This is a genomic window from Leclercia sp. 1548 (assembly GCF_050435045.1).
In the GTDB taxonomy this organism is placed as follows: domain Bacteria; phylum Pseudomonadota; class Gammaproteobacteria; order Enterobacterales; family Enterobacteriaceae; genus Enterobacter; species Enterobacter adecarboxylatus.
Map to the genome: position 1 here is coordinate 14,487 of NZ_JBNDJP010000009.1, position 13,093 is coordinate 27,579.

Here is a 13,093-nt window from a genome sequence, read left to right on the forward strand (position 1 = left end):
GCTCAGTCAACGTAGGCTTTCATGATGTCCGTGAGCCAGGCCATAAACAGATGTACCCGGCGGGAGAGGTTACGGCGGTGGGGATAGATAAGCGACACCGGCATCGGTCTGGCGCGGTACTGCGGCAGGATCTCCAGCAGCTTTTTAGCGCGCAGCGCGTCACGCACGCCCACCCGCGGAACCTGAATAATCCCCAGCCCGGCGATGGCAGAGGCGTGGTAGGTCTCGGTGCTGTTGACCGTCAGCACGCCACCGGTCTTGACCCAGTGGGTCGATTCGCCGTCGTAATATTCGAACCCCTGGGGCCGGGTGCCGAGATGCGTCGCATAGTGCACCACGGCATGCGAGGCTAAATCATCCAGCCCGTCGGGGTAGCCAAAACGCGACAGATAATCCGGGCTGGCGCAGTTGACGACCGACAACCTGCCGAGCGGGCGGGCAATTAAACCGGAATCTTTTAGAGTGCCGACGCGCACCACGCAGTCAAACCCTTCCCGAACCACATCCACCAGCCGATCGCTGCTGCTCAGTTCCAGTTCAATGCCGGGATACTGTTGTAAAAATAGCGGCAGGCGGGGGATGACTAAATTTCGCGCAACGCCCGTAGGCATATCCACCCGGATCCTTCCGCTGACGCTGGCAGGGTCGTGCAAAAAAAGACCATCCAGTTCATCCATGTTAGCCAGCAGATCTTTGGCTCGCTCGTAATAGACCATCCCATCCTGTGTGAGGCTGACGCGCCTTGTGGTGCGGTGCAATAGCTGGGTGCCCAGCCCGTTCTCCAGGGCCTGGATCTGACGGGATACACTACCTTTAGGAAGGCCCATAGAGTCTGCTGCGCGGGAAAAACTCTCCAGTTCAGCGACGCGAATGAACAACTGCATTGCCTGAATTTTATCCATAGGAAGCGCTCATTGTTGTTAGCAGTGAAACAGTGAAGCGTTTTTAGCTACCTTTATTGATTTTCTATCACCTAATAAGCTCTTTCTCAATCACCACAACAGCCGAAATGAGGTTTCTTATGACTGAACGTATTGCATTAGTGACTGGCGGTAGCCGCGGGCTAGGTAAAAACGCGGCGCTGAAGCTGGCAGACAAAGGTGTCGGGATCCTTCTGACCTGGAACAGCAGCCAGCAGGAAGCGCTCGATGTTGTACGCGAAATTGAGCAAAAAGGGGTGAAAGCAGCGGTATTACAGCTGAACGTCGGGGATGTTACCCATTTCGATACTTTTGCCAGACAAGTGGAAGAAAAGCTGCATGAAGTATGGCAACGCAGCAGCTTCGATTATTTGTTGAACAACGCAGGCGTCGGTTTATATGCCCCCTATGTTGAGACCACCGAAGCGCAATTTGATGAGGTCATGAACATCCATTTCAAAGGCCCCTTCTTCCTGACCCAGCGCCTGTTACCGCTGATGAATAACGGCGGGCGGATCCTGAATGTCTCCTCCGGCCTGGCGCGGTTTGCCCTGCCTGGCTCCAGCACCTACGCGGCGATGAAAGGGGCGATGGAGGTGCTTACCCGCTACCAGGCGAAAGAGCTGGGCGCGCGCGGGATCACCGCCAATATTATTGCCCCGGGTGCCATTGAAACCGACTTCGGCGGCGGGCACGTGCGCGATAACAAGGAGATTAACCAGCAGATTGCCTCGCAGACGGCGCTGGGGCGCGTCGGCTTGCCGGACGACATCGGCGATGCGATTGCGGCCCTGCTCAGCGATGAGCTGGGTTGGATGAACGCGCAGCGGATTGAAGTTTCCGGGGGCATGTTCCTGTAAAACGTCGCCGGGGAGGGATCCCCGCGGCACGCTTAGCGGTACTCGTGCTTTAACAGCCCAAACAGCCAGTCATTGTGCCATTGGCCTGCCAGCCAGTAGCTTTCGCGCAGTTCCCCTTCCAGCACAAACCCCACTTTTTCCAGCAGGCGTTTCGAGGCCACGTTGCCCGCCGTCACCGTGGCGGTTAAGCGGCGTATGCCTCCCTGGCCGAAGGCGTAATCGCATACTGCCTGCAAGGACTCAAAGCCGTAGCCTTTTCCCTGGGCCTGGGGGGCAAATAAGAAGCCCACTTCGGCGCAATCATCATCATGATGAATATACCCGGTAACCCCGAGCGGCATCTGGCTGAGGTTATCGCGTACCACCAGGCACAGCCAGTGGTCGCTGCCCGGCGTCCAGGCGGGCAGACGCGCGGTAAAGGCTTCGCGAATGGCCTCCTCCGGGCGGGCTTCGGCCACGAAGCGCATCACATCGGGGTGCTGCTGAAGCGAGAGAAAAAAGGGCCAGTCTTCTTCCTGCACAGGGGAGCAGGTCAAACGCGGGGTATGTAATACGGGCATACCAGATCTCCACGAGCTTTTGTAAATGATTTTAACATTATCACTGAAATAGTACCCATTATCGGGTATGTTTAATCTGGTATAACCACTTGAAATAACAACCACTCTCCGACAGCTGCCTCTGCCTGGGTGCGCAGCCTATAAAGGAATATGATGACCCTCAGTAAATCGCATGTGATCCGCGAGCAGTTTGAACGCTGTCTGGGAATTATTCGTCAGGCCTCGGTGGAGATCCTGCTCCTGTTAAAGGTGCGCGTTGCCGAAGGCAAAGATCCCCGTTGGTTCCTTGAGCAGCTCGACTCCGCCAGGCTGGCGCTGGGGGGCTGGGCGAGGGTGGCTAAGCAGCTTAACCTGAATGATGCGGAGCTGTCGCAGTTCACCCTGCAACTGCGGCTATTACAGCAGCGCGTGCCGCAATATGAGAGCGGGCAGGATGTGAGCGACAATCAGCTTATCGCCGCGACGCGCTTTGTGACGGCGCTTGAACATCTGCGTCTGCAGCAACCGCTGCTGACCTACAGCACGGACATGGGGCCCAGTGATGAGTCCCGACAGCAGCACGCGCAGATGCAGGTGCGCACGCTGGAGCTAATGATTAAAGGGCTTATTATGCAGGCGTGGCCGGATCCGACACGCCTGAATAACCACCTGAAAACGCTGTTCAACGCCGATCGGGTACGCAACTGGATGCAGCAGGGTGAACGTAACGACGCCCTCGGCGGCATGATGTTCAGCGAGCTGGCCCTGATGCTGGTGGATAAAAAAGAGTACTCTCGCTCCTACTCGTCGTTGTTCAGCGATCCGTCTCTGCTGACGCTGATGGTGGAGCCGCGTAAAACGCTACAGACCTTCCTCGATGATATCCGGCTGATCCGCAATAAAATTATTGCCCAACAGCCGCTCACCTCCACACAAATCCTGCTTCTGGATAATTACTACACCCAGATCGCCACCCCTGTTCAGCGCGCATTTAATGAGGGCCGCACCGCCGTGAACCCGGCGGGACTGATGGCCGAAAGCGTTAATGAGCTGGAAAGCTTCTGGGAGAACGCACGGATAAAAAACAACGCCACGGGCGACGACATTTTTGAGGTGCGTGACACCATCGATAAACCGAACCGTCGCCCTGCGCGCACGCCGGAGCAGCGCGATTACTTAATCTCGGTCGTGCTGTGGGGCGCGGTGGGGGTCATGGTGATGGGGATTATGATGATGGGTGCCTGGCTTCTTATTGAGAGCAGCGCCCCGACGCAGGCGGCCAACACACCGCCGCCCGTGAAGACGGCGGTGGCGGAAGAGATGCGCGAGACTCCTTCCTCACGTGAAACGCTGACGCGGATGGGAGTGACCTGGGATGAGAGTAACTTCCGTTCGGCGATAGACCGCAACGACACCCGGGTGGCGTTGCTGTTCCTGAAAGCGGGGATGGACTGGAAACTCTCCTGGACGGAGCATGCGCTCTCCGCCAACCATCGCGAGGTGCTGGATGTGCTGATGCGCTATCGCCTGCAAATGACCCAGGAGAAGCCCTGTCGGCGGTTTATTACCAACCTCGGCCATGTGATGGCAACAGGCGAAACGCTGACGAGCCTGCGTAAAGACTATCTCCAGGCTTTTTGTTCCGTACCTGCGGTGGTTGAACGTCAGCGGCGCGAGATGGAGCAGGCGACACGGCGGGCAGAGGCGCAGCCGAACGAGAGCACCAAAAAATGGCAGGCGATCCAGACAGCGATTTATGACGTGATCCGCTGACAGAACGGGGAGCTACGGCTCCCCGTACAGGCCGATCAGGCGGCGTACCACGCCGTTTGTCCAGCCAAAACCATCCTGCAGGGGATACTCACCCCCGCCCCCTTCACGAGGCTGGCTGCTGGCGATGTGGTACTTCTCTATCAGCTTGTAGTGCGTCTTGTAGAAATGGTTAACCGTCTGCAGCCAGCTCCAGGCGATTTCATCCCCCAGGGAGTCGTTTCCGTATTGCTTGAAGCCCTGGATCGCCATCCACTGCAAGGGCGCCCAGCCATTGGGTCTATCCCACTGCTCGCCGGTTTCATATTCGGTAGCCAGAATACCACCCGGCGTCAGCAGGCGAGCTTTTACCGCATCCGACAGGCGTTCCGCCTGCTCATGGGTAGCCATACCGACGTAGAGCGGCACGATGCTGGCGGCAGAGAAGAGCGCCAGCTCCTCACGACGCCAGTCGTAATCGCGATAACAGCCGTTTTCGTCATCCCACAAATAGCGGTTGACCGCCGCGCGGCGATCGCTTGCCTTCTGACGGAAGATCTCTGCCGTCTCTTTATCCCCCTTCGAGGCCGAGATATTGGCGATGGCGCTCTCCAGCTTAAACAGGAAGGCGTTAAGATCGATAGGGATAAACTGGGTGGTGCGAATACTCGCCAGCCGGCTCGGATCCCGCAGCCAGCGCGAGGAGTAGTCCCAGCCTGAGGCGGCTCCGGCGCGCAGATCACGATAAACCTCGTTGGGTGGACGACCAGAGTGACGCGCGGTCTCGACGTCCTCTATCCAGGATTCGTCCCGCGGGGTATCGCGGTCATCCCAGTAACGGTTAAGCAGAGAGCCGTCCGGCATGCGTACCGCGCTGCGATAAGCCTGGTTGAGCAGCAGCGACTCGGCGCCGTCCATCCAGAAGGCGTACTCCATTTTCAGGTGATCCAGATAGCGCTTGGCCCCGCGCACGCCGTCCTCTTCAAACAGCTCAACCATCAGGGCAAACACCGGCGGCTGGGAGCGGCTCAGATAGTAGGTACGGTTGCCGTTAGGAATATGGCCATAGCGTTCGATCATCCACGCAAAGTTATCCGCCATGCATTTGAGCATGTCGTGGCGTCCGCTCTCGGCCAGCCCCAGCATGGTGAAATAGGAGTCCCAGTAGTAGGTTTCGCTAAATCGCCCGCCGGGCACAATATAGGCCTGCGGCAGCGCCAGCAGCGATGACCAGGGGATGTGATCCTGCGGCTCGCGGGTCAGCACCGGCCACAGGTTGTCGATATGTTCCTTCAGCGAGAGGGAAGGATCGGACACATACTCGCTCGACAGGACTTCCGGCAGCCAGAAGTGTCTTTCGACAAACTCGCGCAGGTCGAAGTCCCGGTGACGTCTCACCTTACGGTAGCGGATGAGAATATCCAGCGGATCCATCTTTGGTGCGCAGTCAGGGAAGGTTTTGCTGTCAGCAAACAGTCGTGTCGACTGCACGTGCTCAAAGAGTTCAAGGTAGCGATCGGCAGGGGTGAGCGCATCAGATGCGGGCAGCCCTTCAATCATTTCAGGTTCCGGCTCCGCCTCGAGCATTTCATCCAGTTTTAACTCGCAGGGATCGATTTCGTAGAGAAGTTCTTGTTCTATATCGAACTCTACGGTCTCTACAGTGCGTAATGTCTGGTTGAACATGGTGGTCAGGACCTCCAGTTAGCGTTGTCTCGGGTCTGTTTTTATCCGGTTACCTACTAAGCTTAGACATTCGCTTCGGTCTGTGAAGAGGTATATGTGCGGTAGATCACACTTTTCCGCCAGTGAAAAACGGCCACTGCTAGTGGCATGTTGCTGTTATTACAGGCAATAAACAGCCAATCCAGCAGTTTGTCGGCGATCTAAAATTCGGATCATTCGCTTTGCAACAGAGTATGAATCAGAAGGCGCCTTCTTCACTATAGCGATGACCTTCAGCACGTTCAAAAATGTCTTCAGATGAGAGACGGGCGCGGAAACCTCTCCCTTCTGGCTGAATCACGATTTGCAATGAGTCGGACAGCGCCACGGATTGATCTTCACTGTCAGTACCGATGATGCCATTTGGGGCGAAAGGCGCAACGGCTTCAGCAAAGGCCTCCTGCATCTCTTCATGCGTTTTATACGCCGCGTCCTGAATGTTGAGGGCGCTATGAATAAGCGCGCAGTCAAGCATTGTCCCCGGCAGCCAGTAGCAGGATGAAGAGTATGCCGCGCACCACGTCAGCTTGCTGTCCTCGGTGAGGGCCTCCAGCAGATGAGTTTTGCTTCCTGCAAAGCAGGAACCCAGCATTAATCCCTTGATGTTAAATTTGCGGGAATTTTCATTAATCCGGTAAAGAATATGCTTCAGAGAAACATCCCCAATATGGGTTTTGCTGCCATGCGCCGCAACATAAACGATAGTGTTGTCAAACTTCTGCCGACACAGGCACTCCAGCGCTAAATCAAAGCTGCTTTTATTGTAGAAGTTCAGGCAGTAAACCTCGGTATTACCATGCATCTTTGCGATCCCCTGCACAAACGGCAATACCGACGAGCGGTGAGCATCATGATCGTCCAGTTTCCACGGGGATTCCAGAACCAGAATAGCGTTCTTGTTATTGCTTTTTGACATAAATATCGCCTAAGTGAAATTAATTATATTTTTGATTAATAACGCTGTGTCTTCGAACTTTTATTTCGTAGGCTAACTCTGCAAATAATTGTCCAAAATCGATATTGTTTTGCTACGCGCAAATAAGTCATTAAGGCATTCCACGCCGTCGTCATCGCTTCCGATGACAACCTCAAACAGGAATCCTTATGAACCTTAACGCGAAGCGTCAGGGCGTTACGCCTTTTTCTTTTACAAAGCCAGCTGACGATAAATCCACTATAACAGAACTGCAGGGGCTGCTGGAAAGCCGCCATTTTACGCGGCTGGATATTTGTGAAGGAGAGAACAAAGCCATTATATTCCGCTGTAATCTGAAGCTAAGTGTATTCCGTAATATTCAGTTCAGCAGTTTATTGATTAACCGTTGTTATATCGATGGGCTTGTTTTCGACAATTGCGATATGCGGAATGTCTTTTTCTCGAATAGCGTGGTTACGCAGCCGATCCGCTTACGGCGTTGTCAGGTAGCGGGAATGCGGCTGTTAGATATGCCGCGCAGAATGTTTATTTTTGAAGCGTGTACCGGCGTCGGGCAGATTGTGTTTGCCTGACACCGGCCGGGCACCATCAGTGCGCCTGGTGTGGATCGGCAGCTATTTTCTCGGTTTTTTGCTTGGTCTCTTCGCTTTGATTCAGGGCATTGTTGGCCGCTTTTTCCGCATGGGCCGCGCTATAGGCCGCCAGGTGCGAAACCACGATGGCATAAATACTCATCAGCGAGACCCAGAGGATACTGTTTTTCCACCACAGGAGCGTAGGTATGGTTAACATCGCCCAGACAAGGGCAAGTATGAGATGGAATTTCGCCAGGCTTTTTGCGTTGATCTTCACTTGCATTGTCTATTCTCTAATCTTAATTAATCGATCCAGGTAAGCGCTTAACACTTATTAAGATTAGCCAGGTCTGCCGTCGTTTCTGGGGAATTTTGTTACCGTTTGTACAGCGTGGCCAACAGCCGTGAGATTTCTGGCAATGAAACATAAAAAAACCGGCCACTGAGGACCGGTCTTTATAAGCGCAAAATCGCGAGTGGCAAGGCGTATTAACGCATGGTCACAAACTCTTCTGCCGCGGTTGGGTGGATCGCCACGGTGTTATCAAAGTCTTTCTTGGTGGCACCCATTTTCAGCGCCACGGCGAAGCCCTGCAGGATCTCATCCATACCGAAGCCAATACCGTGAATGCCGACGATCTTCTCTTCCGGGCCGACGCAGACTAACTTCATGCGGCACGGCTGACGGTGAGCGGTGACGGCGGTATACATGGCGGTGAAGGCAGATTTATATACCTTCACCTGATCGTCGCCATACTGCTCGCGCGCCTGCGGTTCGGTTAAACCGACGGTGCCGATTGGCGGGTGGCTGAAGACCACGGTCGGGATATTGCTGTAGTCCAGATGCTCGTCCGGCTTGTTGTTAAACAGACGTTCGGAGAGACGACGACCTGCGGCCACCGCCACTGGGGTCAGCTCAACGGCACCGGTGTTATCGCCCACGGCATAAATGCCCGGCACGCTGGTGTTCTGGAACTTATCGACAACGATATAGCCCTTCTCATTGGTTTCGACGCCAGTAACGGACAGGTTGAAGTTGTCGTTTGCGGGTTCACGACCAATGGCCCAGATCAGGCAATCCACGGTCTGGCTGCGACCATCTTCCAGCTCCAGGGTCAGGCTGCCGTCGGCGTTCTTAACAACCGCTTTCGGAATGGCTTCCGTATGCAGATGTGGACCTTCAGCGTTCATCACTTCGACCAGCGTATCGACGATCAGCGGGTCAAAGCTGCGCAGCGGGGCGTGTTTACGCACAAACAGATGCGCTTCCGCGCCCAGGCCGTTAATCACGCCAGCCAGTTCTACAGCGATATAACCCGCGCCCACAACGGCAACGCGTTTCGGCAGGGCAGGCAGTTCGAAGAAACCGTCGGAGTCGATACCGTATTCCGCACCCGGGATCGCCGGATGGCTCGGACGGCCGCCGGTCGCGATCAGGATATGATCCGCAGTGATCGTCTCGCCATTCACTTCAATGGTTTTCGCATCAACAAAACGGGCGAAGCCACGGATCACATCGACGTTGTTCTTACCCAGCACGTTGTCGTAGGAGGTGTGGATTCGGTCAATATACGCAGTGCGGCTGGCGATCAGGCGATCCCAGTCGAAGTTATTGATGGTGGTGTCAAAACCATAATCCGGGCCATAGAGATGGATGGCCTCACGGATCTGCGCTGCATGCCACATCACTTTTTTCGGTACACAACCGACGTTGACGCAGGTGCCGCCGAGGTCTTTTGCTTCAATCAGTGCGCACTTCTGGCCATACATGGCCGCACGGTTAATCGAGGCGATGCCGCCGCTGCCGCCGCCGATCGCGATGTAATCATAATGCTTAGTCATGGTCTTATCCTTAATCGTTAATTGCCGCGATTGTATACCTGAAATCAATAGTTTCCATCGATGACTGCGATTACTCAGGCACGATCCAACTGACGGTGGCGTGGCCAGTACCGGCTGGCACCAGCGTTTTATGCAGCCACGGCAGAACGTTGTTCATCTGCGCTTCCAGCTTCCACGGTGGGTTAATCACAATCATACCGGAGGCGGTCATGCCGCGCTGGTCGCTGTCCGGGCGTACGGCCAGTTCAATTTGCAGGATCTTACGGATGCCGGTTGCTTCCAGATCTTTGATCATGCGTTTGATTTGCGAACGCAGCACCACCGGATACCACAGAGCATAGGTGCCCGTGGCAAAGCGCTTGTACCCTTCGTGAATGCCCGCGACAACCGCCTGATAGTCGCTTTTGATCTCATACGGCGGGTCGATCAGTACCAGGCCGCGACGGGATACCGGCGGGAGCTTCGCTTTAAGCTGCTGGTAGCCGTCCGATTTTTCCACGCGTGCGCGGCTGTCTTTCTGGAATTCAGAACGCAGCAGCGGGTAGTCGCTCGGGTGCAGTTCAGTCAGCTGAATGCTGTCCTGCTCGCGCAGCAGCTGACGGGCAATCAGTGGAGAGCCAGGGTAGTAACGTAGCTGGCCGCCACGGTTGAAGTGGTTAATCACGCTGATGTAGGGTTCAAGCTCGGCTGGCAGGTCGTCCTGCTGCCAGACACGGGCGATGCCCTCGAGGTATTCCCCGGTGCGCTCGGCGTGTGCACCGCTCAGCTGATAGCGGCCCGCGCCAGCATGGGTGTCCAGGTAGAGAAACGGCTTATCTTTCTCTTTGAGCGCCTCGATAATCAGGCTCTGAACGGTATGTTTAAGAACGTCGGCGTGGTTGCCCGCGTGAAAGCTGTGGCGATAACTGAGCATGGGTAAATGTGTTCCGATAATGGCGATTGGCCACAGTTTACAGCAGAAAGGCACAGATTACCCGCAGGCCCGGAAAGCGCAGCGCCACCGGGCGTTTTTCTGTCACCTCAGCCATTGAAATTCACTACACTTAACCCCATCCTGGAAACAATATGCTCGCGCAGGATGCGCGCTTCATTCACTCATTTAACAGGACAGTGCTTATGACCAACCCATTACTGACGCCTTTTTCGTTGCCACCGTTTTCCTCTATTCTGCCTGAACATGTTGTCCCCGCTGTCACCAAAGCACTGGACGATTGCCGTACCGCCGTCGAGAGCGTGGTTGCGCAGGGTGCCCCTTATACCTGGGAAAACCTGTGTCAGCCGCTGGCGGAAGTAGATGATGTGCTTGGCCGCATCTTCTCCCCGGTCAGCCACCTGAACTCAGTGAAAAACAGCCCGGAACTGCGTGAAGCCTACGAACAAACCCTGCCGCTGCTGTCGGAATACAGTACCTGGGTTGGGCAGCACGAGGGGCTGTACAAAGCGTACCGCGACCTGCGTGATGGCGATAACTATGCGACGCTGGACATCGCGCAGAAAAAGGCTGTCGATAACGCCCTGCGTGATTTTGAACTGTCGGGCATTGGCCTTGCGAAAGACAAACAGCAGCGCTACGGCGAAATTGCAACGCGCCTGTCCGAGCTGGGGAATCAGTACAGCAACAACGTGCTGGATGCCACCATGGGCTGGACGAAGCTGATTACCGACGAAGCGGATCTGGCAGGTATGCCGGAAAGCGCCCTGGCGGCAGCCAAAGCCCAGGCCGAGGCAAAAGAGCAGGAAGGCTACCTGCTGACCCTGGATATCCCGAGCTATCTGCCGGTGATGACCTACTGCGACAACCAGGCCCTGCGTGAAGAGATGTATCGCGCCTACAGCACCCGCGCCTCCGATCAAGGTCCGAATGCCGGTAAATGGGACAACACCCCGGTGATGGCTGAAATCCTCGCCCTGCGTCACGAGCTGGCACAGCTGCTGGGCTTTGACAGCTATGCGGATAAATCCCTCGCCACCAAAATGGCCGAAAACCCACAGCAGGTGCTGGATTTCTTAACCGATCTGGCCAAACGCGCCCGTCCTCAGGGTGAGAAAGAGCTGGCCCAGCTGCGCGCCTTTGCAAAAGCAGAGTTCGGCGTTGATGAGCTGCAGCCATGGGATATCGCGTACTACAGCGAGAAACAGAAGCAGCATCTTTACAGCATCAGCGATGAGCAGCTGCGCCCGTACTTCCCGGAAAACAAAGCCGTTAACGGCCTGTTCGAAGTGGTGAAACGCATCTATGGCATCACCGCCAAAGAGCGCCACGACGTGGAAGTGTGGCACGACGACGTGCGTTTCTTCGAGCTGTACGACGACAAAAATGAGCTGCGCGGCAGCTTCTATCTGGATCTCTATGCCCGTGAAAATAAACGCGGTGGGGCCTGGATGGACGACTGTGTAGGCCAGATGCGTAAAGCCGACGGCTCGCTGCAAAAGCCGGTGGCATACCTGACCTGTAACTTTAACCGTCCGGTAAACGGCAAACCTGCGCTCTTTACCCATGACGAAGTGATCACCCTGTTCCACGAGTTCGGTCACGGTCTGCACCATATGCTGACCCGTATCGAAGCGGCGGGCGTGGCGGGTATCAGCGGCGTGCCGTGGGATGCGGTCGAACTGCCGAGCCAGTTTATGGAAAACTGGTGTTGGGAGCCGGACGCGCTGGCGTTTATCTCCGGCCACTACGAGACCGGCGAGCCGCTGCCAAAAGCGCTGCTGGATAAGATGCTGGAAGCGAAAAACTACCAGGCGGCGATGTTTATCCTGCGCCAGCTGGAGTTCGGCCTGTTCGATTTCCGTCTGCATGCCGAGTTCAGCCCGGAGCAGGGGGCGAAGGTCCTCGAAACCCTGGCGGAGATCAAAAAGCAGGTTGCCCTTATTCCAGGCCCGGCCTGGGGTCGCTTCCCGCACGCGTTCAGCCATATCTTTGCCGGCGGTTATGCGGCGGGTTACTACAGCTACCTGTGGGCCGATGTGCTGGCGGCAGACGCGTACTCCCGTTTCGAAGAAGAGGGCATTTTCAATCGCGAAACCGGCCAGTCTTTCCTCGATAACATCCTGACCCGCGGCGGCTCCGAAGAGCCAATGGAGCTGTTCAAACGCTTCCGTGGTCGCGAGCCGCAACTGGACGCGATGCTGGAGCATTACGGGATCAAGGGTTAGTGGATTCGTGAAGATTCGCTTAGTAGATGAAACAGGCGCCGGAGACGGCGCCTTATCTGTTCTTGCCGCCCGCTGGGGACTGGAGCATGACGCGGATAACCTGATGGCGCTGGTGATGACCCCGGACCATCTGGAGTTGCGCAAGTGCGACGAACCCAAACTCGGCGGCATTTTTGTTGATTTTGTCGGCGGGGCGATGGCGCACCGGCGTAAGTTCGGCGGCGGGCGCGGTGAAGCGGTCGCTAAAGCGGTCGGCATCAAAGGCAGCTATCTGCCGGACGTGGTGGATGCCACCGCCGGGCTAGGACGCGATGCCTTTGTGCTGGCGTCGGTGGGCTGCCGGGTACGAATGCTGGAGCGCAATCCGGTGGTTGCCGCCCTGCTGGATGATGGTCTGGCCCGCGGCTATGCCGACCCGGAAATCGGCGGCTGGTTGCAGGAGCGTTTACAGCTGATCCACGCCTCGAGCCTGACGGCACTGACGGATATCACGCCGCGTCCACAGGTGGTCTATCTCGACCCGATGTTCCCGCATAAGCAGAAAAGCGCCCTGGTGAAGAAAGAAATGCGCGTATTTCAGTCGCTGGTGGGGCCGGATTTAGACGCAGATGGTCTGCTGGAGCCTGCCCGACGGCTGGCAACGAAGCGGGTAGTGGTGAAACGTCCTGATTATGCGCCGCCGCTGGCAGAAGTCGCGACGACCAATGCGGTGGTGACCAAAGGGCACCGTTTCGATATCTATTCCGGCACGCCGGAGGAAGAGGCGGTCTGATGCCTCAACCGGACC

The 13,093-nt window shown here is 56.2% G+C and carries 12 protein-coding genes; 5 read left to right on the plus strand and 7 right to left on the minus strand.

Features of this window, described 5'->3' with window-relative positions; genetic code table 11:
- Positions 1–2: 2 nt before the first annotated feature.
- Entirely contained in the window at positions 3–902 is a 900-nt protein-coding gene (locus tag ABIE02_RS20130; protein WP_059307004.1) for a LysR family transcriptional regulator, read from the minus strand.
- Between the two features lie 119 nt (positions 903–1,021).
- Here ABIE02_RS20130 and ABIE02_RS20135 point away from each other — a divergent pair, with 119 nt between their 5' ends.
- A complete protein-coding gene (locus ABIE02_RS20135; RefSeq protein ID WP_117386016.1) occupies positions 1,022–1,780 on the plus strand; it encodes an SDR family NAD(P)-dependent oxidoreductase in 759 nt (252 codons plus the stop codon).
- 32 nt (positions 1,781–1,812) lie between these two features.
- Here ABIE02_RS20135 and ABIE02_RS20140 read toward each other — a convergent pair whose 3' ends face one another.
- Entirely contained in the window at positions 1,813–2,340 is a 528-nt protein-coding gene (locus ABIE02_RS20140; RefSeq protein WP_032615040.1) for a GNAT family N-acetyltransferase, read from the minus strand.
- A gap of 153 nt (positions 2,341–2,493) precedes the next feature.
- Between ABIE02_RS20140 and ABIE02_RS20145 the strand changes: the two genes are divergently transcribed.
- Positions 2,494–4,092, plus strand: a complete 1,599-nt coding sequence (locus ABIE02_RS20145; protein WP_032615039.1) for an STY4199 family HEPN domain-containing protein — start codon at positions 2,494–2,496, stop codon at positions 4,090–4,092.
- A gap of 12 nt (positions 4,093–4,104) precedes the next feature.
- Here the strand turns inward: ABIE02_RS20145 and ABIE02_RS20150 are convergent, their stop codons facing one another.
- Positions 4,105–5,754 (minus strand): alpha,alpha-trehalase, encoded by a 1,650-nt coding sequence (locus ABIE02_RS20150; protein WP_032615038.1) that lies wholly within the window; start codon positions 5,752–5,754, stop codon positions 4,105–4,107.
- 238 nt (positions 5,755–5,992) lie between these two features.
- The gene (locus ABIE02_RS20155) at positions 5,993–6,709 is read right to left on the minus strand and encodes a hypothetical protein (RefSeq protein WP_336995206.1); all 717 of its coding nucleotides are present in this window, start codon (positions 6,707–6,709) and stop codon (positions 5,993–5,995) included.
- Positions 6,710–6,897: 188 nt separating this feature from the next.
- Between ABIE02_RS20155 and ABIE02_RS20160 the strand changes: the two genes are divergently transcribed.
- On the plus strand, positions 6,898–7,302 hold the full coding sequence (locus ABIE02_RS20160) for a hypothetical protein (protein WP_077227607.1): 405 nt from the start codon (positions 6,898–6,900) through the stop codon (positions 7,300–7,302).
- 16 nt (positions 7,303–7,318) lie between these two features.
- Here ABIE02_RS20160 and ABIE02_RS20165 read toward each other — a convergent pair whose 3' ends face one another.
- From ABIE02_RS20165 to ABIE02_RS20175, 3 genes are all read right to left on the minus strand, one after another.
- Positions 7,319–7,588: a hypothetical protein gene (locus tag ABIE02_RS20165; RefSeq protein WP_051916084.1), complete on the minus strand. Its 270-nt coding sequence runs from the start codon at positions 7,586–7,588 to the stop codon at positions 7,319–7,321.
- Positions 7,589–7,794: 206 nt separating this feature from the next.
- Complete coding sequence (gene gorA, locus ABIE02_RS20170; protein ID WP_032615035.1) at positions 7,795–9,147, minus strand: glutathione-disulfide reductase; 1,353 nt, start codon at positions 9,145–9,147, stop codon at positions 7,795–7,797.
- Positions 9,148–9,217: 70 nt separating this feature from the next.
- Positions 9,218–10,060, minus strand: a complete 843-nt coding sequence (locus ABIE02_RS20175) for a 23S rRNA (adenine(2030)-N(6))-methyltransferase RlmJ (RefSeq protein ID WP_032615033.1) — start codon at positions 10,058–10,060, stop codon at positions 9,218–9,220.
- Between the two features lie 203 nt (positions 10,061–10,263).
- Between ABIE02_RS20175 and prlC the strand changes: the two genes are divergently transcribed.
- Both prlC and rsmJ read left to right on the plus strand, forming a co-directional pair.
- Positions 10,264–12,306 carry an oligopeptidase A gene (gene prlC / locus ABIE02_RS20180; protein WP_077227627.1) on the plus strand — a complete coding sequence of 681 codons (2,043 nt, stop codon included), beginning with the start codon at positions 10,264–10,266 and terminating at the stop codon, positions 12,304–12,306.
- Between the two features lie 7 nt (positions 12,307–12,313).
- Positions 12,314–13,078 (plus strand): 16S rRNA (guanine(1516)-N(2))-methyltransferase RsmJ, encoded by a 765-nt coding sequence (rsmJ, locus tag ABIE02_RS20185; protein WP_032615031.1) that lies wholly within the window; start codon positions 12,314–12,316, stop codon positions 13,076–13,078.
- The last annotated feature ends 15 nt before the right edge of the window (positions 13,079–13,093 follow it).